We start from the raw sequence: 25041 nt of genomic DNA, 5'->3' as shown, positions 1-25041 counted from the left end.
GTTCAAACGTTTTCTCGCTATCTCTCTTTTTAGGACTTTCACTATGTTTGGACTTTTTAAAAGCAATCCAACCAAAAAGATGCGGAAGCAGTATGACGCCCTTCTTGAAAAAGCCATGCACGCGCAAAGAAACGGTGACATAAAGACTTATTCATTGCTTACCGCCCAATCAGAAAAACTGTGGAAAGAAATAGAAACACTGGAGAAGAATACACAAGGAACATAAATGCTAGGCGCTTGCACATTGCGTGTGACCGAATACTAATACGTGATGTTTACACCTAAGGCGTAGCGCGCCCCCGCGTCTTGCACAAGCAAGAGATGATTGCTGAATCGGCCGCGCTTATGCACGGTTTCGTTAGTAATATTGATTCCTTCAAAAAATACAGAAACCCTCGGGCTAAATTGGTATGAAAGGCTCATATCCCACTGCTTGTAGGGGCTAACAAAGGTAGGCTCGGTGCTTTGGGTTTGGTTCAGTGATTGCAAGAACCCTTCTCGCTGGTTCCAGGCCACCCGCCATTGCAGCGCATTTTTTTCATAAAAAAGCACCATGTTTTTTGCACCCGACAACCCTGTAAGTGCGAAGGTTGAACGGATATTGGCGGTGTCTAATTCAGCGTTGCTGTCTACAAAGCTCGCATTGGCCTGAATTCCCCACCCTGACTCGCCAAACAAATGCTGTACTGCTACCTCTACCCCTTCAACCGTTGCAGACTCACCGTTGCTAGGAGATATTACGGAAAACTGCGCTAATGCATCAGCATCATCAACCGCGTTTGGATCTGTGCCGGTGCTAGGGTCAGTCACGTTATTAAAGGTTTGTGTACTGCTTTCATTAACAATGAAATTATCTACCGTTTTTCTAAAGTAACCTGCCGATATATAGCTATTTTCCTGGTAGTAATGCTCAATGGCCAAATCAATGTTTTTTGCCTCAAAGGGCAATAGCTGTGCGTTTCCGATACGCGCCCGCAGATCACCACCTTGTCGCGTGGTGGTGTAAGTTACGCCCGGCGCCATCTGTTCTAAGGTTGGGCGGGTGATACTGTGATTATAAGCCGCGCGAAATACCCAGCTATCTAACCAGCTGGCTTTAAAACTTACGCTAGGTAAAACATTGGTGTAGTTTGACGATTCATCAATGCTTACCGAGGCGCCAAATTCTTGCCCCAGTTCGGTTTGGTCTAAAATAACTAACGCCGACAACTGTTCGTCGACACCACTTACTTTTACGTCAGTATACTCAGCCCGTAGCCCTGCATGCACATCAATAAACCAAGGCGCAAAATCCTTTTCAATAGCGGCTTGAACATACCCCGCATACACGGTTTCCTTAACCGCGAAAGAACTCCCCCGAGTTTCAGCGGCTAAACTGACATCACCGGCGTTCTCCAAGTAACGAAATAATGTATCGCCGTCGTGACGCAGCCACTGATGAGGTATGTTCTCATGCCCACTAATTGACCCAAGAAAATCGTCGCCAGCGTCAAATATGGTTTGGAAGCTATCGGGAATATCAGGTGCATCAAAATAGCCACAAAAACTGCAGTGTCTTGCGTCGGCTTCGTTGTCTCTTCTTTCGTTGGCTTTTTCTCGCTGAGTTAATGCTCCGCCAACGTCAATTTTGCTAAACCAGTTATCGTCGCCAAGCACGCTTACATTGATTTTTCCTTGCCCTATATCGTCGTCAACACTCCATCCTCTGCGCAGCATCACATGAGAACGGCCGTTAGCTGGGTCTAAGTAATGGGATACCCCCACAGGCTCCCCCAAAGCGTTAACTTGACGAGGGTTGGCTTGTTCAAAGCCCGATATAGCCGGCAATATGTTTGATTGAGTATGGTCAAATGAAGAGCGATTTAAATAGCCGATAAGAGAGAGTGAATTGCCCTCTCCGTTATTGTCATCGACATTAGCCATTGAATAAGACAGATCAGCATCAACAATTACGCTATCGCTCGCGATATAGTTTGCTGCAAAACCGAAGCTTTTTAAAGTCGACGAACGGTTAAATGTGCGCGCGTGAAAGTCGGTGGCGTGCCCACTGTTTTGTGAAAAAGCCACCGCCGTGCCGTTTTTATCAACCGTAACATCTTCAAGATTACTTGATGTAAACCAATGCCCCATTGAGGTTGCCGAGGTCTCCACATCGAATGTCGACCCCAAATAGTCGGCAGTAAGCTCTAGCTTGTTGTTAGGTCTATACTGTAAAACGAGTGCAGACCCCGTGCGGGTTCTATCGTCAAAACGCACTCTTTGATCGTAATTTCTGGGAACGTATAACGTAGGAACGTATTCAGAAAGCTCACTTTCAGGTACGTTAGTATTTACCAACCAGCCATCAATTTGCGCTTCTTCTAACCGCGCTTGGCGCTTGTGCTGAGTAAAAGAGGCTAGAATACCAAACGAGTTATTTAAATAGGTGTTGCTGAACATAGCAGAGGTAGAAGGCGCGTATTGTTGCGAGTTGGTGTCGTACTGCATTTTGACGCTGCCAGCCGCCCGCATTCCCTTGAAGGATAAAGGTTTAGCAGTTTGAACATCAATCGTAGCGCCAATGCCACCCGACTGCATAGTCGCCTGACTTTGTTTGTGTACGGTTACACTGCTGACAATCTCAGAAGCCAGTGTATCAAAACTGAATTCGCGCCCGAGCTTATCGGTTGCCATGGGCCTGCCGTTTAATAAAACCCGATTAAATTCCGGCCCAAAGCCCCTCACCGTAACAAGTTGCCCTTCCCCTTCTGCGCGGTCGATAGATACGCCAGACACACGCTGCAGCGCTTCTGCGAGGTTTTGATCGGGGAACTTACCCATATCCACCGACTGGATTGTATCAATGATGACGTTCGCGTTGCGTTTAATCCCCACCGATTGAGCAACACGCGCTCGCAAGCCCCTTACTTCAATGTATTCAATGTCGTAACTACCTTGCTCATCCGGTACGGTCACCAAGCTATCGTCTTGTGCGGTAATGGCGTTAAACAGGCGACCTAGCAAGTGATTGTTTTCATCGCCATCGCTAGCAGGCACTATTTTTATGCGTGTGTTATCAACAATGTGAGCACTCAGACCCGTACCAGCTAAAAGCTTTTTAATTGCCTCCTGCGGCGTATAGTTACCACTTACTTCGTTGGCAAAGACATGTCTGACTTTATTGAAGGGAAAGACTACGGTCAGCTCGGCCTGGTTTGCAAACGCGATGATCGCCTCATCTGCGCTTTGTGCGGGAATAGCGAAATTTATCGCTGGAAGCGGTGACTTATTTTGAGCAATTACTTCGGCTTGTTGGTGAGGAAGCACCGATTGAGCAATAGCGGTGTGACTTGCGCCGAACGACACCATACACAGCGCAACCGTTAAAGCTTTAGGCTTAAAAGGCAGCTTGGGTTGTGTGTCGAATGGGTTATTTGCCACAGGCATATTTGTATTTACGCTATTGTTATTATTAATTTATGAAGGGGAAATGCCTACGCGTCACCCTCCTCTTTATTGTTGGTGTTGTTTTAAACTAGCGCCGCATTATATACAACCCATTAACAAATTTAATTTTTGAGCGATAATGTTGAAAATACTGGGGGAAAATAGCGTGGCTGTCGTCTTAGTAAGTAACAACGATAAAAAATAACAATATGCCCATAGAAACAGCCATACATAATGCCTATATGTCGGCGCGCGGCTCGATGGCCAAAATGCTATCGCGCCTTGTGCCGCCTAAAGAAGTCGACGACATACTACAGGATACGTACGTCCGCTTGTGTCAGGCTAAATCTACTGAGCATATTAAAGAGCCTAAGTCGTTTTTGTTTAAGACCGCAAAAAACTTGGCTTACGATCATTTAAAGCGTGCTGATACGCGCATGGTAGACGACAGCGTAGAGGTTGCGGCGGCGCTGGAAAGTGCAATTAGCGGTGTTGAAGATGAAACATTTCACAACAACGCTACCCAGCAAGAGTTTAAGTTGTTTTGTGATGCAGTGCGCGCCCTACCCAAACAATGCAGGCGCGCATTTGTGTTGAAGAAAGTGTATGGCTACTCTCTTAAAGAGATTGCCCAGGAATTAGAGATAAGCGAAAAAACCGTGGAAAAGCATATTGCTGAAGGGATTAAAAGATGCACCTTATTTATGCGACGACAAACAACGTCGTATACACGGCCGAACGCTTATCAAAATGGTGGGCAACACAGTACGGCGGATGTAAAGAGAGACGCCCATGAATAGTTCAACAAACGAAACAAAAAACGCTAAGTCAGACACCAATAGCAACGTTGTACAGTTTAATAGCGATGAGCGTGTGCTTGATGCCGCTAGCGAATGGCTAGTGAAACTCGACGAAGGGCTTGATGCCGAAGAAATGCAAGCGCTAAAAACATGGCTCGCAACGCCTTTGCATCGAGACACCTTCCTCGAAATGGTAGCCTTGTGGGACAAGATGTCGGTGCTTAGCGAACTGGCTGAAATCGTACCTCATACACCTGAGCCTAGCGCCAAACAAAAAGCACACAACACCGTGACTTGGAAGCGCCCGCTGGCCATTGCTGCCTCGTTTTTAATGGTTGGGCTGTTAAGTTATCAGGGGCTAAATATATTCTCGCCGTCTAACCAAACCGAACCTGTTGCACAAATGGCAAGCTACTCGTTACAAGCTTCGACCAAACCGGGCGAGCACAAGAGTATTAGCTTAGAGGACGGCAGTACACTATGGCTTAATACCAACTCTCAAGTGAACATCGCTTTTACTGAAACCTCACGGATTATTCAGCTTGTCAAAGGTGAGCTTCATATCGAAGTGGCGAAAGACAAATCACGCCCGCTCAATGTACTTGCAGCCGGTAAAGCCATACAGGCGGTTGGTACTGCTTTTAATGTGCAATATCACCGCGGCGACCTTGAACTGGTAGTTACCGAAGGCGTGGTAGAAGTCGCCAGCTATACACTTAACAAAGCGAATGGCGAAAGCATTATTGATCCAATTATTAAACCGCAGGCTCAGCCACTGACGTTAGTTCAAGGTGAAAAATCGCTTTTATCTTTGCCTAACAGCACCGTTGAGACCGTGTCAGATGAAGATATCGCGAATGATTTAAGCTGGCGTGAGGGCAAGATTGTATTTCGCGGCGAGCCATTAATTGACGTGATTGAAGAAGTAAGCCGATATACGGATAAAACGGTCGTTTTAGGTGATGCTGCGCTTGCTAACATGCAAGTAGCAGGGCTATTCAACACCAATGATGTAGACGCGCTTATTGCCGCCCTTGCCGACAATTTACAGATATCTACAGACTACTCTAGCGACACTATTGTTCTTCGCCCCCGTTAACGGTGGGTTTGCTCATAAGTTCTTACTTAGCTTTATTGAGCTACAAACTAAGAGTAAAGCGCGTTCTAAAGCTTAACTCGCGCTTTTACCCACTCCCCCTTACAATGACGCCTTATACCAGTCGGCATGCATTGGTATGATAGATAAATGCATCAAACAATAAGGCGTCTTTGATATGCAAATAGGCAGTGCTGTAACGGCAATTAAACATTTCACTTCCAGGCTACTATTTCTGGCCACCTGCGCGGTGCTATCTAATACAGCTTTCGCCATTGAAGCTGGCCAATATTACTATTTCATTTCTGACAAGTGCGTGGCTAAAGGCCCTCAAACGCCCGAAGAGCGAGGCGCCGTAACCCCAGATGTTATGCTATTTGAAGTGGTACCTGCGGGGATCAGCGACTACTACGTAAACATGAATACGAGCGCACTGATTCACTATACAGAGGAAGGGCAAGCGCACCTTTCTTCAATGGAAGCAGAGCAGGCCTATACTGCTGGTAAAGCACCGTCGAAAGACAGCCTTAGAAAAGATGGCAATGCCATTCAGCACGACTTCATGCTGCAGCGCGAAGCAATAGATTTAAAAACCCTGATAAACACGTTAAATGGTTTTTCCCAGCTGCAGTCTGATAAAGGCTACTTTTTTAAGAAAATCGTAGGCCTTTCTAACCCCGACGCTAAATTTAAAGCCATTACCCGGGTTCGCTTAAGCGATATGGGTTACGACAATCGCATGATGCTAACAAGCTACTCCAGCGACTACTTTATGCTGGATGAACAAGGTAAGGCCTCTGACACAGCTTTTATTACGGTAGATCACGGCGCAGCGCTACGCAATTCACTGCACGACACCAACAGCCCGTACGCCATATTTACCAAAAATTCAGTATGCGGTGAAAAGTGGGAGCCGGGCAATTAACAAGGTAATTAGCTAGGACATACTTTAAACGCTTGTTGAATGGATCGGGCTTACTTCGGCCTTTAGCGGCTTTGGTTTTAAAAGGCTCTGGTTTTAATTACTACGATAAAGCGTTTTAATAAGGTGGTAGCCGAAACGGGTCTTCACCGGCCCGTGTACTTTTAGCACGTCTTTTTTAAATACCACATCGTCGAAGGCTTTTACCATTTGGCCTCTACGGAATTCACCAAGATCGCCGCCACGCTTGCCCGACGGACATTTAGAATGACGCTTTGCTAACGTCGCAAAATCCTTACCCTTTTTAAGCTGCTCTAAAATAGAAAGCGCTTCTTTCTCTGTTTTAACCAAAATGTGAAGTGCGGATGCCGTTGCCATGGAAAGGACCTAATTTGTCTCGGGGTTTAAGAATAATATCGTGCACGCTAAGTATACCCTAGTGAACAACCCGCCTGCCATTAGTCAATGTGATGTGTTGGGCTAAAAAAGCGATGTAAAGGCTACTCTGCTGTTTAAAAACTGCGTATCGTTAACCTTTATCAATCATTGACGAGCCTTCCCTTTTGTTACCAGAATTCGACTTGGCCCAAGCGATAGGAATGTTGAGTTTTGCGCTTGGCATTTTGTGCTTTTATCAGCGTGATGATCAGCACCTGCGAATAATGATGGTGGTGATGAATTTAAATCACGCCCTGTGCATTTTGCGCTACTTGGTGCCGTAACCGCATGCTTAAGTGCCTTGCTTTCAGTGGTAAGAACAGGCATTTCAATTAAAACTCGCTCCCGAAGTGTCGCCTACCTGTTTATATTGATATCGCTAGCAGCCGGGCTGTATTTGGCCGAAGTTTGGTACGATTTATTCCCTATTTTGGGCACGTGCATAGGCACTTATGCCTTATTTTGTTTGTCAGGAATACGCATGCGTTTAGCGTTTTTGTGCGGCGCTATATGTTGGCTAACCAACAATATTATTGTCGACTCTATTGGCGGCACCCTGCTTGAAGCTACGCTACTGGCAGTTAATAGTTTCACTATTATTCGCTTGTACAGAGGGCAAAAAGCACTCGGTCAGGCCTGATTGCCCAAAGTGAATGCGTTGCTATACACACACTGCATTGGAAGCTTTCAAGCCAACCTCGTCGAGTGAGTCGAAACACGTCAATTAGAACGAGAGCGCAAACAGACTCGTTACTGACGTATGATAGTCCAATGACATAGCGATAGATAACAGCGTTATATTCACAATGGAGAAACCAAAAACACGTTTTGCCCAGCCTTCTACGTTGATGTCGGGTCTGTATCCGCGCAGCGCCATTAACAGCCACCAAAGGCTTGTTGCGAAAGCTACTGTTAAAAAGCCAATACCTGTATAACCGCTAAGTGGAAGCAGCATTACAACTAAAGCAAATAACGCAATATGAAGAACAATATGGCGTTTTGCTTTCGCGATACCTTGCGATACAGGCAATACTGGAATGCCAGCCGCCTTATAGTCGTTATATCTAAAGATAGCGATGGCATAAGAATGGGGCATTTGCCAAATGCTGAACATCCCCAGCAAAATAGCCGCAGCCATATCAAACTGACCGCTCGCGGCGCAATAACCGACTACGGGCGGAACGGCCCCCGACAAACTGCCAACGAAGGTGCCATACACCGAATTTCGCTTCATATACAGGCTGTAAACACCCACATAAATGACGTAGCCAAAAGCGGCAAAAAATACCGCGGTAAGGTTGGTGTAAGCTGCTAACAAGCCGAACCCCGAAATGCCTAGCACAGCACCATGCAACATCGCAGTAAGTAATGGCAACTCGCCTGTTACCGTAACCCGGCTAGCCGTGCGCTGCATTTTGCCGTCGATATCTCGGTCAATGCAGTTATTGATGACACAACCTGAAGCCACCACCAGCGATAAACCGATGAGCGTTGCGAGCAATAGCCAATAATCTATATCGCCACGGGACGCGAGCAAGAAACCGCCCGTTACCGAAATAGCATTGCCCATAATAATGCCGGGCTTGGTGACTGAGAGGTAACGTTTATAAGTAGAGGTCATGGGTAAAATCCAAATTTAGAACGCGCCCATTTAGACACGTATCAAGGTGTACTGAGAAGCCCGAATGTTGCCCCCCAAAATAGGTTGCACCAATAGAAGGGCGAAACATGAGGGCTTAACGTACTGACCGCGATGAAGTAAACACATTGAAAAGCCTGACATGATCGTCAGGCTAGACCACGCATATACAGAGATTTGCTAATACATCATCATGGCGTTTGATTCGTAGATGATCCAAACGGATAACCCAACCACCATGAAAATAATAAGCGCACTAAATAAGAATGAAAACGTATTGGCTCTGCCTTCTTCAGTAACAAAGTTAAGGTGCAAAAAGTATTTAAGGTGCACCCAAATTTGAACCAAGCCCAAAGTTACCACGCTCCAAATCGTGGTAACTTTAGATAGGTCGCCATTCATCACTAGAGTGAACGGAATAGCGGTAAGTACCACAGATAGAATGAAGCCAATAATATAAGACTTCACATCGCCATGTGCGTCATCACTTTTGTGGGTCGATGAAGCGTGACCGTCCGTATTTGAAGCTAATTTTGCATCGTGTAACGCCATTACATTGCCCCCATTAAATACACTACGGTAAATACACATATCCATACGATATCGAGGAAGTGCCAAAACAGACTTAAGCAACTAAGTCGAGTAACGGTTTGCTCACCTAAACCTCGGCGGGTTACTTCAATAAACATGATTGTCATCCAAATAAGGCCCGCTGTAACGTGCAGTCCGTGCAGTCCCACTAACGAGAAAAACGCCGTTAGAAACGCACTTTGCTGCGGCCCGTTGCCATGCTCAATAAGGTGATGAAATTCGTACACCTCCATACCAATAAAACACGCACCCAGTGCCCATGTCACCGCCAGCCAAGCAAGGGCGCCTGACTTGTTTTGTCGGTGAGCACATATCATGGCAAAGCCAAAGGTAATGCTGCTTAAAAGCAGAGCGGCTGTTTCAACTGCAACAAAGTTGAGCTCGAAAATATCTTTGCCAGACACACCGCCCGCCGTATTCATAAACAGCACGGCATAGGTGGCAAAGAAAGAAGCAAACAACAAACAGTCGGTCATTAAGTACAACCAGAAACCAAACACGGTGTTGTTTTCATGATGTTCTTCGTGTGCGTGTTCATGCGGCATTGATGCGGCGCTTGATGTTGCAATAGTACTCATGAGCGACCTCCCACTGTATTGGCACTTAAGTGCGTAGCTTCAACTCGTTCAACCTCATCTACCTGCACGTAGTAATCAACATCCGAGGTATAGCAACGCTTAATAAATACTCCTATTCCCGCCACTAAACCGACAACAGCAAGCCACCAGATATGCCAGATAAGGGCAAAGCCCATTAGAGTAAAGCTCATGCTCATGAAAACTCCGGCTGAAGTATTTTTTGGCATATGAATAGGCGCGTAATTTTCAGGGCGTTGATACGACTCGCCGCGTTCCTTCATATCCGTCCATGCATCAATGTCTTTGATGTGAGGAATCTTGGCAAAATTGTAAAATTGAGGCGGTGACGCCGTTGACCACTCTAGCGTGTGACCATTCCACGGGTCGCCCGTTGTATCGTTAAGCTTCTCTTTGTTTTTGAAGCTTACAAACAGCTGAAGTAGCTGGAAGAAAATACCAATTGCTATAACAAACGCACCAAATGCAGCAATGTACAACCAGATATTCCAGTCAGGGTTGTCGGTGTGATTTAAGCGGCGTGTCATACCCAAAAAGCCAAGCACATATAGGGGCATGAACGCCAAAAGGAAACCAATTTGCCAGCACCAAAAGGCTGCTTTTCCGGTTTTTTCGTCAAGCTTAAAGCCCATGGCTTTCGGGAACCAAAACGCAAAGCCAGCCAGATAGCCAAATACCGCACCACCAATAATGGTGTTGTGAAAGTGCGCAATGAGAAACAAGCTATTATGAAGTACGTAGTCAGCACCAGGAATAGCAAGTAACACCCCTGTCATGCCGCCAATGGTGAAGGTCACCATAAAGCCTAACGTCCACAGTACAGGCACACTCAATATTAAGCGACCGCGATACATGGTGAATAGCCAGTTAAACAGTTTCACGCCCGTGGGTACGGCAATAACCATGGTCATAATGCCGAAGAAGGCATTCACATTGGCGCTCGACCCCATGGTAAAGAAGTGGTGCAGCCAAACAATAAAACCAAGAATGGCAATGGCACCCGACGCATACACCATCGACTTGTAGCCAAACAGGCGCTTAGCGGTAAACGTAGATATAACTTCTGAAAAAATACCAAATGCAGGCAGTACCAGAATATAAACCTCAGGGTGTCCCCACGCCCAGAACAGGTTGATATACATCATAGAGTTACCACCAGCTTCATTCGTGAAGAAGTGGAAATCCATATAACGGTCTAGCGTCAGCATGGCTAACACAGCCGTCAGAATTGGGAACGAAGCAGCAATCAGAATGTTTGCCCACGTACAGGTCCATGTGAAAATAGGCATTTGCATTAACTTCATGCCGGGCGCACGCATTTTAAACACGGTAACTAAGAAGTTTACGGCGGTTAGCAGCGTACCGAGCCCGGATATCTGCAGGGCCCATATGTAATAGTCGACGCCAACCCCGGGACTAAACTCCAACCCGGCTAGCGGCGGATAAGCAACCCACCCTGTTTTTGCGAATTCACCTAACCCCAAAGACACATTTACTAGAATTGCGCCACCTGCGGTCAGCCAAAAACTTAAGTTATTTAAAAATGGAAACGCCACATCGCGAGCACCAATTTGTAGTGGCAAAATGATATTCATCAACCCAATCATAAACGGCATCGCCATGAAGATAATCATGATAACGCCATGCGCTGTGAAGATTTGGTCGTAGTGCTCTGGCGGTAGATACCCGGGCGCACCATTGGTTGCCATTGCAAGCTGAGTACGCATCATAATAGCGTCGGCGAAGCCACGCAGCAGCATGATCATAGCCAACACAATGTACATAATACCAAGACGTTTGTGGTCGACAGACGTTATCCAATCAAACCATAGGGTTCCCCACTGTTTGTACTTGGTGATAAGCATGGCTATGACCACACCCACCACTGCCACAACAGCAAGTGTCACCATAATAATCGGCTCGTGATAGGGCACGGCCTCAATAGATAATTTACCTAATAAAGACATGGTTATTGTGCATCCTCTTGGTGATGGCTGTGTTGCATTTCAGGCATGGCGTGATGTTCGCCCATGGCGGTATTTTCCGGCTTGTTGTAGAAATCCATAGAGCCGTGATCTTTCATGTATTTCATAACAATGTTATGAAATAAACCGTCATCGACTTTGCTGAAATAGGTCACCGGATTGTTTTCGCTTGGCTCAGCAAGCTGCTCGTAGGCACCTGACGTTAACGATGTTTGCGACTGCTTAACGCTGGCAACCCACGCCTCGAAGTCATCCTCGGTAGGTGTGGCAATAGCGTTAAACTTCATTCCAGTGAATCCCGCACCGCTGTAATTTGAAGAAATGCCTTTGTACGTACCTGGCTCGTCGGCAATAAGATGAAGCTTGGTTTCCATTCCCGCCATGGAATAAATCTGGCTTCCTAGCTGAGGAATAAAAAACGAATTCATGGTGCTTTCAGAAGTAATCTTAAACGCAACGGGTTTATTGGCTGGAAACACCAATTCATTGACCGTTGCGATACCTTGTTCAGGATAAATAAACAGCCACTTCCAGTTGAGCGAGACTACTTCGACAGTAAGATGCTCTCCTTGACCTTCTAGCGGTGCATAAGGGTCGAGTGCGTGAGTAGAGCGCCAGGTGATCACACTCAACGACACGACAATGAGAATTGGAATGGACCACACCACCGCTTCTATTTTGGTCGAATGTGCCCATTTAGGGGTATAAATTTCGAAATCGCGACTAGCGCGATACTTCCACGCAAAGTAAAGCGTAAGAAAAATAACGGGAACAACAACAATCAGCATTAGGATGGTGCAAAGAATAATCAGATTCTTTTCATCCATACCCACTTGCCCTTTAGGGTCAAGCACGCCACCGCTGCAACCGGCCAACGTCAGCCCTGCACCAGCAACAATTAAAGTAAAAAGGTTACGAATAGACAAAACAAGTTCCTATAACCCACAAGTTAAACGGCGATGACTGGGCCGCTTAATAGAGAATGGCAGCGTTACAGCATCGAAAAACACACCGGTAAAGCTTTGTCACACATATTGCGCAACGCTTTCGGCGTTAGATAATCAAATCGGAGACGTTTAACTAAAAAGTGGGGGCGCTCTACTGCCAACCGTCTGAACAAAAGGCTGGGGGAATGTAGGGCAAAGGTAAGGAATAGGTCGGCGCTGTTTTGTTATTTGCGCCTTTGCTATAGCCGTGGCTTTAACCAAGAGACCAACTAACACTAATGCAATAGTGGGAACAATAAATTGCGAAAGCGTGTGATTGGCCAGTGCAATGAAAAAAGGCTCTACAACCAAACTTTCATTAAACGCACTGACAAATTCTGCCGAGTCAGCCAAGGTACCACTGATAACTAGCGCAATGTTCAGCAGTAACACCAGATTAGCCAACCACAGAATAGCGCCTACACCACTGGTGTAGTTTATTGCGGGTCTAATCGAAGAATTCAGTTCGTCTAAAAAAACGAAAGAACGTGGTGCCATATAGAATGTAATGCCTTACAAGAACAATGCTCTAAGTTTAACGCTGCTTCAAATGAGAATGAGAAAGCAGGCGTGGCAGAGTAATCTCAAATAAGGACAAGTACAAGCCACCTATCGACGGGCTGAAAAGACCTAGTAATTAAAGCACCAGACACAAATGACTATTTTATTAACATTCAGAAGGTAAGACTCTGCTTCCACAGATTTATCGTCGCCCTTAGTACAGATGTCACGCATTTATTCACTTTTTCGCTCGCTGAGTCTTCAACTTGCACCTCGACAGCACCTACACATGTTAATTTTTTGTTTTAAATATACAGAATTAAACCGCTTACCGGATGCGGTTGATAAAGCGTTAACCTTCTTATAGATGCGATGAGTTGCACGACAGTTTTCTCTCTTTTCTCAATGTAATTGATTTAAAAATCATCAATAATTTAAAATGCCACCGGTAGCATTTTGTTTAATTCGTGTTAATATCGAGCAATATTATCTTGATTTCGGGACCGCAAAAAGATGGAAAGGTATGTTATTCCCAGTGTTATGCAGGCGCTGCAGCTATGTCAAGCCATCGCCGAGTCTCGCTCGGGTTTAAGTGCCTCTGAAATTGAGTCAGCGCTTAAACTTCCCCGCACATCAGTATTTAGATTACTTAGAACATTAACCAGCGAACGGGTAGTCGAAAAGCGTGGTACAAAATACTTCTATGGCACACGCATTTACGAAATTAGCGCCGCTAACTCGCGCAGCAGATACGTTCAGAGAATCACTGCACCTGCGCTTTCGAAACTTATAGCTGCAACCAACGCTAGCGCAATCATCTGCACATTAGGCGACTACTGCGCGTTTGTAATTGACGTTTTAGATGCCAGAGAAAAGCAAATAACAACAATTAGGCCAGGGACAAAACTGCCCTTATTTGAATCTGCTGCGGGTCATGTCATGTTGGCCTACCATCCCAAGTATCAAAACATGAACGACAGCACACACCCCGCAAACTTTGATGAACAACAAGCCGCGAAATTACGAGCAACAACTTGTACCAGAGGCTATGCCGTCAGCCACTTCGCACCGCGCAACGTAACGCTTGTTGCCGTACCAGTCTTCATGCGAGATGGAGAGCTTGTATCAATTTTAGCAATAGAGTTAGAAGGTATGATCCACGACGTTAAGGTACTCCAAGCATGGAGCGCTAAACTCAAAGACATCGCCCGCCTTCCAACCACCGGTGCCCACCCTTACGAGCAGGACATGCAGTAATGAAACATATTCCAATTCAACTGATTGTCGCTTTCGTCGCGTTTCTCGCTTTGTCTAACTGTCACGCACAATCATTGGCGTTTGAAGGCGCGCTGGGGTTCGGAAAATACACACAAGGTGGAAACCAAGGAAAAGTGTTAGTTGTTAGCTCTTTGTCTGATAATGCCAAAAGCCCACAAGAGGGAACATTGCGATGGGCTATTGCGCAAGACTATCCCAGACTGATTGTCTTTAATGTGTCTGGCGTGATAGCGCTAGAAAAGGAGTTAGAAATAAAACATGGCAACGTCACCATTGCAGGACAGACATCTCCCCACGGAATTGTAATTTCTGGCGCATCAACAAGCGTTGAAGCTAATCAGGTCATTATTCGACACATGCGCTTTAGGCCGGGGAAAGACAGTGAAGAAGGCGATGCAGTAACCGTTAGAAATACCACTGATGTCATTATCGATCATTGTTCGCTAAGTTGGTCAAAAGACGAGGTAGGCTCTTTCTACAATAACCAACGCTTTACACTGCAATACAGCATACTATCAGAGAGTTTAAACAACGCGGGTCATCACAAAGGTAGCCATGGCTATGGCGGCATTTGGGGTGGCAGTAATGCTAGCTTTTTGCGCAATATATTGGCCAATCATACCAGTAGAAACCCGCGCATTAACGGATGGCGACTGAACCCGCCTTACCCACAGCAGCAAGAATTCGTTGATATCAAAAATAACGTTATTGCCAACTGGCAAAAAAACTCAGCTTATGGCGGCGAAAACGGCACCGCAAATCTGGTTGGGAATATTTATGCCCCAGGCCCCGCTACGAAAAAGCTATGGTTTTTCCAATTATGGGACGATAAGGAATCACTCACTCGACTTTATGTTACTGAAAACGTGATGAAGGGCTATAGCGACATGTCTGAGGACAACAGTAAAGGCATAGATGTTAAGAGCGCCAAAACCGGTTCAAAGAAAGAAAAAGACGTAATCACTCGTTCTCTTTCAACGTCGCCTTTTCATCAGAATGAAATAGATAAATTAGGCGATGCGCAACTTACTGCACAGCAAACATGGACAAGCTTGATTGAAAACCAAGACGTAGGTGCTAATCTCACCCGCACAGGTAAAGATCTAGACCCTGTAGACTCGCGCATACTTAAGCAAATACAAAGCAATCAGTACACAAGCAAAAATGGGATAATTGATAGTGAATTAGATGTGGTTGACTGGTCAATTTACAGCAGCTACTTTACTGCCAACCCCGCGCCCTCTCTTACTTTTCATGAAGAAAACTCATGGCGGGTACTCGCAGGAATCCCAACACTGTGATCACTAAATATTCATATATTAATAATTTGTGAAATAAACGTTAAATGTTAGTGCATTCCTATCTGACAAGATCAATACTGCCACCGGTGGCATAGCAAAATACAAATACTACAGCTATGTCGATTTTGGAATTTAGGAGTTCAAAACATGAAAGTGTTTCAATGGACAGCCCTCGCTCTAGCCGTGTCCACGGCGTTTTCCAGCATGGCGCAAACAGCACCCGCTCAGGAAAATACCGAGCAAACTGAAACAAATGAGACCCCTAGCGAAATTGAAGTAGTTGAAGTAAAGGGTGTTAAACAGGCAGACCTTAAAGCGCGTGACTTAGAACGCATGAAAAGCGGCTTTAGCTCTGTTATTTCTACCGATGATTTAGGCAATTTTGTTGATCAGAACGTGGCGGAGTCCCTTCGACGACTGCCAGGTGTTACGCTACAGCGCTCTGAAGGCGAAGGTAAGTTTGTCACTGTACGGGGCTTAGGACCCGGCTTCGTATCCATAAATATGAACGGCGCACAAATGTCTGGTGCAGGCGAAGAACGGAAAGTGGGATTAGACGCACTTCCTGCTGACCTTCTCGGTACCATTGAAGTGCTGAAAACACTCACCCCAGACCAAAACCTAAATTCCATTGGCGGTACAGTCAACGTTAAAGCAATTTCAGCTTTCGATCGCGGCAAAAACACATTAAAAATGCGTGTTCAAGACGCATATTCAGAAGCGCGCGAAAAGCACTCTCCGAAATTTAGCTTAGACGGCACCCAGTTTTTCCTCGACAACACCTTTGGTATTGGCTTTGCCATCTCTCACGAAGACCGCAAAACCCAGATAGACGAAACGCGCCACCACAGCACCAACGAAATGAAGTTTTATACCGCCGACTTGGGTAAAACAGAAGAAGAAATTGCCCAGGGTGACGAAATTCTTGCGCCTTCTCAGTTAGAAGTTCGTCGCGAAATTGCAGGAAGAACTCGTCAAGCAGCAGCACTAAACCTTGAATACAAGCCCTCTGCAGACGCCTACTATTATGCCAAAGGCACGTTCACTCAGTTTGAAGATGATGATCGCGCACAGCGAGAATTTTACGATTTTCAAGATGCTGGCTCTGTCGGAAACGATGAAATTGTATACGTAAATGGCGCTACGAAAGAGTTTATTCTTAGCGATATAGACGTATTCCACCAGCATTTCCTACAAGAAAGTAAGAACAAAACCATCACGTTCAGCTTAGGGGGAGAAAACCGTATTGCTGAACGCTTCGTGTTTGACTACGAATACGCTCAATCTCGCTCTGAAGAAGACTCCACTGGTGACCGCCGCGTTCAATTCCGTGAACGAGACCTGATTGTTTATGGTCAAGGCGGTCGCGACAACATTAACGCCCGCATTTTAAGCCCACAGGAAGCTGCTGAAATCGCAGGTCTAACCTACGACCCGGAAAACAGTATTTTTGGAACGTCGGGTAGTGGCGATGGTTCTGACCTTTCAAATTATCAATTCGATAACCTGTTTTTAGAAGGCGGAACGCGAATTGATGAAATTAAGACAGTGAACCTTAACTTGCGAACCGACATTTTTAATGACTGGTTAAACACCATTAAATTTGGTGTGCAGGTGAGCGAGCGCGATCACGTGCGTGACAAGGACCGGTGGAGTTTCGACCCTTCTGCCGGCGACTGTAGCGACGATGCATGTATTGCCGCAGTGAATTCTACCCTTGCCGACTATGACACCCAAATACCTTCAAATAGCGCATTCCAGCTGCCGTTTGAAAGCCGCGCAGTTGTCGACCAAATTGTTGATGCCACTCGTCAAACGGTTGAGCCTGCCACAAATGGCGAAGTGTCGATAGAAAGCACTAAGGGCGACTACAGCATTACCGAAGATACGCAGGCTGTATACGCAATGGCAGAATTGCCATTAGGCGCAGATGCCACACTAACAACCGGCGTTCGCTGGACACAAACCGAGTTCTCTTCTACCGGCTTTTTGTCTTTAGAAAACGATGACTTTGAGTTTAATGGCGCAGGGGCTGGTGCATTGGATATTGCTATCCCTCTTCCAGAAGCGTCTATTAAATACAGTGAGTTTTTCCCTAGTGCACACATTAAATGGGAGCCGAGTGAAAACTTCCTAGTGCGTGCCGCAGCATGGACGAGTTTTACTCGCCCGTCGTTTAAACAAGCCCGTGCATTTGCTGTGTTTGACAGCGATATTGAGCTTTGTCCTCCGGGTTCTGACGATTGTGATGACAGTCAAGATGGCGCATCGCTTCAACAGTTAAGCCAGTATGTGTTGGGTTCTGATAATGCACTAGATGTGGGTAACCCTAACCTCGTTGCAATGACATCTATTAACTACGATGCGTCAATTGGCTGGTATCCAAGCGAAAACCTCTTTATGGAAGCGGCAGTTTTCTATAAAGACATCGACAACTTTATCGTAGATGTAAACGGAATTGGCATGGCGCTTAATGACCTGCCGCTAACGCTTCCGGTAAACCAGGTGACTGAGTTTGTTATTCCGCAAGATTTATATCTCAACGAGATAAACATTACCGTTAACGGCAACAAAGCCTCGGTTATCGGGTTAGAGCTTAGCTACAACCAGTACTTTGAAAATGGTCTATTCATTCAAAGTAACGCCACCATCCTAGATAGTGAAGCCACGCTGGATAGCAGTATTCGTCAAGGCAAAGTGGCACTGCCCGACCAAGCTGATACCACCTTCAATCTTGTATTTGGTTGGGAGAGCGAAACGTTCTCAGCTCGCTTAATTGGTAACGTGCGTTCTGAAGTTCTTGAACAAATTGGCTCATGCCCAATTACTGCCGATCTTAACGACCCGAAAGGCTGCAAGATTTGGGGCGACCAATATCAAGATTCGGTTAAAAGCTTAGACTTTAAACTTCAGTACGACATTACTGAGTACGCACAATTGTACTTTGACGCCATCAACCTTACCGAGGAGTCTGACCTTCGCTACTTCCAAGGTAACGCGTTAAGCGGCGGCAACATTCTGTACCAAAAAGAAGAATACGGCCGCAGCTACCAGCTGGGTGTAAACATTAAGTTCTACTAATTGTCTGCGCCGGGGAAACCCGGCCTTTTCCACATAATAAAGCTGGAGCGGACATGTAGTGCGGTAGTACGCCCAGTAAAATATGGAGATTGAGTATCATGAAACTCACGAAAATTGCAGCCCTTATGGGCGGCGTTATTCTCGTTGCCGCCTGTGGCGAGAAAAGCTCTACCAATGTAACCCTCCCCCCCGACCCAGCACTGACTGGCGTATTTGTTGATAGTCCCGTTGAAGGAATCAGTTATTCCTCTGCTTCTGTGGAAAATGGTACCACTAATGCGCAGGGTGAATACTCTTACTTCAGAGGCGAGCAGCTCGCTTTCAGCATAGGTCAGCTGACGTTTCCAGAAACACCGGCATCAAGCGTTATCTCTCCTCTTGACCTGTTCGCAACTGACAACCCTTTTAACCAGTCGGTCGTAAACACGCTTCGACTTTTACAATCTCTTGATACCGATGGCGACCCAAGTAACGGTATATCGCTAAGCGCCAGTGCTGGCGATGTGGCGGTAGCTACGCTAGACGAAGGGCAAACCATTGAAGACTTCTTTAATCAATCTGATGCAGATTTTGCAGCCGATGTAGAGGTGTGGCTTGGTTCTGCTGGCGGAGCCAGTGCTACGCTTGTGGATAAAGCACAGGCTATCAGCCATTTCGTAAATTACCTTGAAGCCGAATTAGGTACGCTGTTCCCTAACACCTTTGATGTAACCCGCTTCACAGGCGACATTTACGCACCAACACTGGAAGGCAGAAGTGTATCTCAAGCCACTTACACCTTTACGCCAGACGACGAAACGAACTTGTCAGGTACTTTTGTAAGAGTGCACGGTGAGGAAAGCACAACAGGTAGCTATGAATTCTCTTTTGGACGAAAAGTTATTGCCCTTAGCTACGGTGAGCAAACTGAGTATCTTATTTCCCGTGCTTTCAACACGGTTAACGAAGTATACAGCCTGTGCGTGATATCCCCAGATAACGCTCAGTCTATGCCGCTAGTGCTGCATGTTGAAAATTGCCTTGCCACCGAAGACCCGCAAAACTACCTGTTTGCATTTACCCAGGAGCAAGCAGATGTTGAACTGGCAAAATTAGAGGAAGCAGCGAATTCTATCCAGGCAGCGCTTGAAGAGAATTTCGATACCGACACCGATACGTTTTTCTCATCGTCGTACAAGCGTTTAAGTGAAGAGCCAGATGCTGGCGCGCTTTATTATGTAACAGGTGGCAGCCCACTAGTCGACGCCACCACAGGTCAACTTACCCTTGAAGGCGATCGATTCAGTATTGGTAACGCTGCAGCCAACCCAGGTGCCAATACGTCGGCAGCAGATACGGTAGGCATGGGTATTTATAACCTTAGCGAAGGTTTTACCATCAGCTTCGACGTTATTTCTCATAATGGCGGCGGTACGTTCAGCCTTTATGTAGATAACAACACCACAGGGCAAGATAACTCTGTACACGGTGCTGCTTCTAAGTTTGTAAGCGAAGGATTAGCGGACGGCACAATGGTACCCGGCACACGCTTTACCTACACCTATGAGCCGGGTGACGATATTGGTGGCGGCGATCCTAGTGCACCTGACGCGAAAATTCTCGACAGCTCGGTAACCAATAGTTTCTTCCAATTGCGCACAGATTCGAGTGCCACTATCACTATCGATAACTTAAAAATTGAAACGGTAGCTGACGCAGTTGACCCAGTGCCTCCGGTTGAGCCTGAGCCTACCGAGCCTGAAGAGCCCGAAGTTATTCCAAGTGTACCGCTGCCGCTTTCCTATACCTTTGCAGGCGAAAGCGAGGATATTTTCTCGACAAACTTTGCCGCGATTGAAAATGCAGCGGGTGAGCAAGTCGCCATGTTTACCATTACCGGTGGCTCGGTAACTCAAATTGACACTGGTATTCAGCTTGACGGCGGACGCTTTACCCTTGGTAATACTGAACCTGATACCCAAAGCTCGTCTGACGATACATCATCAACCGGTGCACTGGATTTGAGCCGTCCTTACAATGTTATCTTTGATGTCATTTCTGCTGAAGATTCCGAAGGCGACAACAAATTCCAGATTTACGTGGATAACAATACTTCTGGCAGCGCCAACTCACACCTAGGTTCAGATTCTCGTTTCTTTAATGAGCCTGTGCTCGATTTAGTACCGGGAACCACCATGACAGTAGAAGGACAGATAGCAACGCCTAACTCGTACCTTCAATTTAGAACGGAAAGTGGCTCTATTGTGGTCATCGACAATATTCGCATTGAATATATTGATGAAAACACCCTGTTAGAGGAGACGTTTGAAACAGACGCTGACACCTTCTTCAGCCCGGAATACAAGTCGACCGATGGTGGTGCGACACCGTTTTATAGCGTAACGGGCGGCGGCTCAGGTTTAGTGATTTCCGAAGGCCAACTAGCCATCGACAGTGCACGCTTTACCATGGGCAACAGTACCCCTGATACAGACACAACCGCTGATGACACTGTAACCACAGGTATATTAGATTTAAGCCGTGAATATACCATTAGTATGGATATCATTGCCGTTGAAGACAGTGAAGGCGACAACAACTTCCAGATATATGTAGACAACAACACCAGCAGTAGCAGCAAATCGATACATGGTGGCGACTCTAAATTCTACAGCGAGCTGGTTAATAACCTTGTGCCAGGACAACGCCTAACTATCGATGGATTTATTGGTACACCCACCTCGTTCCTACAGCTTCGTACTGAAAGTGGCGGCAAAGTGGTTATCGATAACTTTGTTATATCGTATGTGGGTGAAGCGCCAGATGACAGCAAGTTTAGCTGTGAAAATGAACCACAGCTTTACTTCTGTGACGACTTTGCATCGGGCTCTTTAGATAACTTCACGCTTATTTCAGACGACGCAGGCTCAAACGGCCCACAAGGCACGTTTGATATTGTAGAAGATGACGGCAACAAAGTGATGCGCTACACCGCTGGCGGTGAAGGTGGCGAAATTTTCTTGGTTAAAGAGTCGGTGCTTAGCAACCTGCCAGAAAATGGAAATTACTTTGTTGAAGCGCGCATTCGTCCAAGACAAAACAGCACTACGCGAAACAAACAGATCTTCCTTCTAGGTCGTTATGATAGCGCTGGAAACTGGTACGGCGGAGGTTTGAATGTACAAAACTCATCGAGCAGTACACAAGTGGAAGTAGCGGTAAGTACCGAAGGCAGTATTTCTCGCCCTGTCCAAGCTAAGTCACCGATTGTACTGGGTGAAAAAGACGGAACAGACGGCACGTGGTATCGCGTACGTTTTGAAATGGAAAACGAGAAACTCACCGTTTATTTAGACGGCGAGAACATGGGTACAGCAGAAGACACAACCTATAGCGCAGCGGGACTGATTGGCCTTTTCACTAATAACCGCTCGTTCGAGCTGGACGATTTAAAAGTGGGTGACCCCGCTATTAAACCAGTTCAACTTACTCTGGATTTCAAAGAAACAGAGTGGGAAACCACCACCAGTAGCGATCCGTTGTTCGTTTACGTTACCGCAGTACAAAACGACGGTATAACTGAAGACACGTTTACCGTAACCAGCAATGATGCGAGTGTGGTCAGCGTAGAGCAGCAAGGTCCACAAGTTACCATTACCCCTCGCGCTGCCGGCAGCGCAATAGTAACTTTTACCTCTGGCTCTGACCCTACGTTAAGCAAACACATTGCCGTTAATGTTGGCGAAGGCTTCACAATGCCTACCGCCACCTATGGCGACTTATTCCCCGATACCACACCGTATTCGGGCAATAACAATGCGTATACCGATACCCTACTCTCGTTAACCTTCGACAGCGAACCCACCTTAGGAAGTAGCGGTGAAGTGCGCATTTACAATGCGACAGACGACACCCTGGTAGACGTTATCAATATTGCAGCTGATGAAGACTTTATTGGCTTTGAAGGCCAAGACAGACAGCGCAAAGTGGCTTACCGCCCAGCGTCAGTTGTAGGCAACAAATTAGTGATTAAGCCTCATACAAATGCCCTTCAATATGCTCAGTCGTATTACGTAGCCATTAGCGATGGTGCGGTAACCGGCGCAACGCTAAATGGTGAAAGCTTTAGTGGTATTGGCAAGAGTGCGAACTGGCGCTTTGCAACAAGAGCCGCTGCACCTTCTGGCGCGAATGTTACCGTAGATGATGACGGCGAAGCGGATTTCCGCACGGTGCAAGGTGCGCTTAATTACGTGATGCAAAACGTAAGTAGCGATACGCCATCTCGCATTACGATTCGTGACGGCGAGTATCAGGAAATGCTGTTCCTTCGCGGTAACAACAATGTCACGCTTCAAGGCGAGAGCCGAGACAATACCGTGGTGTACTACGATAACTTTGAAAGCTTTAACAGCGGTAGTGGCAAGAGCGAAGCACCTGCGGCGGGCACGCCATCAGGCGGAAGAAGCGTATTTTTAGTGGAAGGCGTAGATAACCTGACGCTAACGAACTTCACTTTGAAAAATTCACACATCAGAAGCAACGACTACTCTAACCAAGCTGAGACGATATACTTTAACAGTGATTCAGGTCGTCTAACTGCCGTTGATATGAACTTTGTGAGTGAACAAGATACGCTGCTGTTAAAAGGCTTTAGTTGGTTCTACAACTCATTGATTGCCGGCAACGTTGATTTCATTTGGGGTTACGTAAATACCGCACTGTTTGAAAACAGCGAAATTCGCACCATTGGCGACTCTAAAAATGGTAACCCTGATGAAGACACAGCGGGCGGCTACATTCTACAAGCTCGCGTACCTGATATTTCTTATAAAGGGTTTATCTTCTTAAACAGCAGCTTCACCAATGGCCCAGGCCCTATTGGTAACGGTGTACTCGACGACTCTACGTATATTGCAAGAAGTGGCGGCAGCGCAAGCTACTTCGACAATATTACGCTTATTAATAACCGTTTCGACACCCACATTGCCACTATCGGCTGGGCGGGCGAAGGAGTACGCGACCAACCTGCACCAAACCCTAGCCCTGCAACCGCAGCAGCTGGATGGCGTGAATACGGCAGCATGGATATGCAGGGTAACCCGCTTGATCTTTCAAGCCGTCAGTTTGCCCACATTCTTACCGACAGCGAAGTGACTGAACTTACCAGCAGAACGGCAATATTCTCTCACTTTAATAACGGCGAAGGCTGGGTGCCAAGCGAGCCTAACTTACCGAATGTAGCACCTGCTCCAACGCTTGATGCGTACGGTTTTGCGCAATACAACTATGCATTAACCGGCGGTGCTGGCGGTACGGTAGTCACCGTAGATAACGGTGCTGATCTGCAGGCGGCGTTAGATAGCGCAGCGAACAGCAACACCCCAGTAACGGTTTATGTAGATGGCACCATTACCGACGCAAACAATGGCGGTACGGGCTCACCGATTGAAATAAAAGACATGAACGATGTGTCAATTATCGGGGTTGCAGACAGGGGCGAATTCGACGGTATTGGCATCTTAATTAGACGTGCAAATAACGTGATTATTCAAAACCTGAAAATCCACCACGTGCTTACTGATGGAAAAGACGCTATCTCTATTGAAGGTGATAACGACGGCTCTACCACCAGCAACATTTGGATTGACCACAATGAGCTTTACAGCACATTGTCTGTGGACAAGGATTTCTACGACGGATTAGTAGATAGTAAACGCGGCGCGAAAAACATCACTATCTCTTACAACTACCTTCATGATCATTGGAAAGCCTCGTTACACGGCCACACTGAGAATGATGTAGACAGTGATAATACCGAGCGTTTAATTACCTTCCACCACAACCGCTTTGAGAATATCGAGTCACGTTTACCGTTATTCCGCTACGGTCACGGTCACTTGTATAACAACTATTACAATCAGATATCCTCTACGGCAATCAATTCAAGAATTGGTGCAGAGCTACAGGTAGAAAACAATGTGTTTGAGAACACGCAAAACCCAATTGTTTCTTTTTACTCAGACGTTATTGGATATTGGAACACGTCAGGCAACCTGTTTGGCGAAGGCGTAACTTGGACAACGCCAGCTGATGGTGACGTTGTAGCAGGACCTGATGCCACGCCAACATCCAGCTACGAAGTGCCGTACGACTACGTACTAGATGATGCCGACGTGGTTAAGCAGCGAGTTATCAACTACTCGGGCGTAGGTAAGATCAACCAGAATGCCGATGACATTCCTCCGTTAAACTAACTCCCAAAAGAGTTAGCACAAACAAAAAAGGCGCTGCTCTATGAGCAGCGCCTTTCTTTTAAGCGTTAAGCTTGGGGGATGATTACATCATGCCGCCAATTATAATAGACCACCTTGACTGTATAAAATATAAGAGTGGTGTCGATTTCAAATGGTGGAATTCCA

At 46.3% G+C, this 25041-nt stretch carries 16 protein-coding genes and 1 pseudogene; 9 read left to right on the top strand and 8 right to left on the bottom strand.

Annotated elements, in window-relative coordinates:
• The first annotated feature begins 43 nt into the window (after positions 1-43).
• A complete protein-coding gene (locus MHN09_RS03230) occupies positions 44-226 on the top strand; it encodes a DUF6435 family protein (RefSeq protein ID WP_039229326.1) in 183 nt (60 codons plus the stop codon).
• A gap of 35 nt (positions 227-261) precedes the next feature.
• On the opposite strand, the gene MHN09_RS03225 is transcribed toward MHN09_RS03230, so the two are convergent.
• Positions 262-3426, bottom strand: coding sequence for a TonB-dependent receptor (locus MHN09_RS03225; RefSeq protein WP_239217765.1), 3165 nt, complete (start codon positions 3424-3426; stop codon positions 262-264).
• Positions 3427-3635: 209 nt separating this feature from the next.
• Here MHN09_RS03225 and MHN09_RS03220 point away from each other — a divergent pair, with 209 nt between their 5' ends.
• The 3 genes from MHN09_RS03220 (at position 3636) to MHN09_RS03210 (ending at position 6247) form a co-directional block, all read left to right on the top strand.
• Complete coding sequence (locus MHN09_RS03220; RefSeq protein WP_239217767.1) at positions 3636-4226, top strand: sigma-70 family RNA polymerase sigma factor; 591 nt, start codon at positions 3636-3638, stop codon at positions 4224-4226.
• Positions 4219-5325, top strand: coding sequence for a FecR domain-containing protein (locus MHN09_RS03215; protein WP_239217769.1), 1107 nt, complete (start codon positions 4219-4221; stop codon positions 5323-5325). The genes MHN09_RS03220 and MHN09_RS03215 overlap by 8 nt, the downstream gene beginning before the upstream one ends.
• A 175-nt stretch (positions 5326-5500) precedes the next feature.
• Complete coding sequence (locus MHN09_RS03210) at positions 5501-6247, top strand: hypothetical protein (RefSeq protein ID WP_187446354.1); 747 nt, start codon at positions 5501-5503, stop codon at positions 6245-6247.
• A gap of 93 nt (positions 6248-6340) precedes the next feature.
• Here MHN09_RS03210 and ppiC read toward each other — a convergent pair whose 3' ends face one another.
• A complete protein-coding gene (gene ppiC, locus MHN09_RS03205) occupies positions 6341-6622 on the bottom strand; it encodes a peptidylprolyl isomerase PpiC (protein ID WP_012520075.1) in 282 nt (93 codons plus the stop codon).
• Between the two features lie 221 nt (positions 6623-6843).
• On the opposite strand from ppiC, the pseudogene MHN09_RS03200 reads away from it, so the two are divergent.
• Positions 6844-7322 (top strand): annotated as a pseudogene (locus MHN09_RS03200) (YgjV family protein).
• 84 nt (positions 7323-7406) lie between these two features.
• On the opposite strand, the gene cyoE reads toward MHN09_RS03200, so the two are convergent.
• The 6 genes from cyoE to MHN09_RS03170 form a co-directional block, all read right to left on the bottom strand.
• Entirely contained in the window at positions 7407-8303 is an 897-nt protein-coding gene (gene cyoE, locus MHN09_RS03195) for a heme o synthase (protein WP_239217771.1), read from the bottom strand.
• A 198-nt stretch (positions 8304-8501) separates the two neighbouring features.
• Positions 8502-8873: a cytochrome o ubiquinol oxidase subunit IV gene (gene cyoD, locus MHN09_RS03190; RefSeq protein WP_239217773.1), complete on the bottom strand. Its 372-nt coding sequence runs from the start codon at positions 8871-8873 to the stop codon at positions 8502-8504.
• Positions 8873-9490: a cytochrome o ubiquinol oxidase subunit III gene (cyoC, locus tag MHN09_RS03185; RefSeq protein ID WP_014977735.1), complete on the bottom strand. Its 618-nt coding sequence runs from the start codon at positions 9488-9490 to the stop codon at positions 8873-8875. Before cyoC ends, cyoD begins: the two co-directional genes overlap by 1 nt.
• Positions 9487-11475 (bottom strand): cytochrome o ubiquinol oxidase subunit I, encoded by a 1989-nt coding sequence (gene cyoB, locus MHN09_RS03180; RefSeq protein WP_239217775.1) that lies wholly within the window; start codon positions 11473-11475, stop codon positions 9487-9489. Before cyoB ends, cyoC begins: the two co-directional genes overlap by 4 nt.
• Positions 11476-11477: 2 nt before the next feature.
• Positions 11478-12419, bottom strand: a complete 942-nt coding sequence (gene cyoA / locus MHN09_RS03175) for a ubiquinol oxidase subunit II (protein ID WP_239239105.1) — start codon at positions 12417-12419, stop codon at positions 11478-11480.
• Positions 12420-12569: 150 nt separating this feature from the next.
• The gene (locus MHN09_RS03170) at positions 12570-12977 is read right to left on the bottom strand and encodes a hypothetical protein (protein ID WP_168533097.1); all 408 of its coding nucleotides are present in this window, start codon (positions 12975-12977) and stop codon (positions 12570-12572) included.
• A 516-nt stretch (positions 12978-13493) separates the two neighbouring features.
• On the opposite strand from MHN09_RS03170, the gene MHN09_RS03165 reads away from it, so the two are divergent.
• The 4 genes from MHN09_RS03165 to MHN09_RS03150 all read left to right on the top strand — a co-directional run bounded on the left by MHN09_RS03165 (position 13494) and on the right by MHN09_RS03150 (position 24876).
• Complete coding sequence (locus MHN09_RS03165; RefSeq protein ID WP_231513126.1) at positions 13494-14237, top strand: helix-turn-helix domain-containing protein; 744 nt, start codon at positions 13494-13496, stop codon at positions 14235-14237.
• Complete coding sequence (locus MHN09_RS03160) at positions 14237-15559, top strand: pectate lyase C (protein WP_239239103.1); 1323 nt, start codon at positions 14237-14239, stop codon at positions 15557-15559. The genes MHN09_RS03165 and MHN09_RS03160 overlap by 1 nt, the downstream gene beginning before the upstream one ends.
• A gap of 147 nt (positions 15560-15706) precedes the next feature.
• Positions 15707-18640: a TonB-dependent receptor gene (locus MHN09_RS03155; RefSeq protein WP_239239101.1), complete on the top strand. Its 2934-nt coding sequence runs from the start codon at positions 15707-15709 to the stop codon at positions 18638-18640.
• A gap of 98 nt (positions 18641-18738) precedes the next feature.
• The gene (locus MHN09_RS03150; protein ID WP_239239099.1) at positions 18739-24876 is read left to right on the top strand and encodes a pectinesterase family protein; all 6138 of its coding nucleotides are present in this window, start codon (positions 18739-18741) and stop codon (positions 24874-24876) included.
• The last annotated feature ends 165 nt before the right edge of the window (positions 24877-25041 follow it).

The organism is Alteromonas sp. MmMcT2-5, from assembly GCF_022348315.1.
Classification (GTDB): Bacteria; Pseudomonadota; Gammaproteobacteria; order Enterobacterales; family Alteromonadaceae; genus Alteromonas; species Alteromonas macleodii.
Note: the sequence above shows the minus strand (reverse complement) of the source record. Positions and strands in the feature narration are given on the sequence as shown.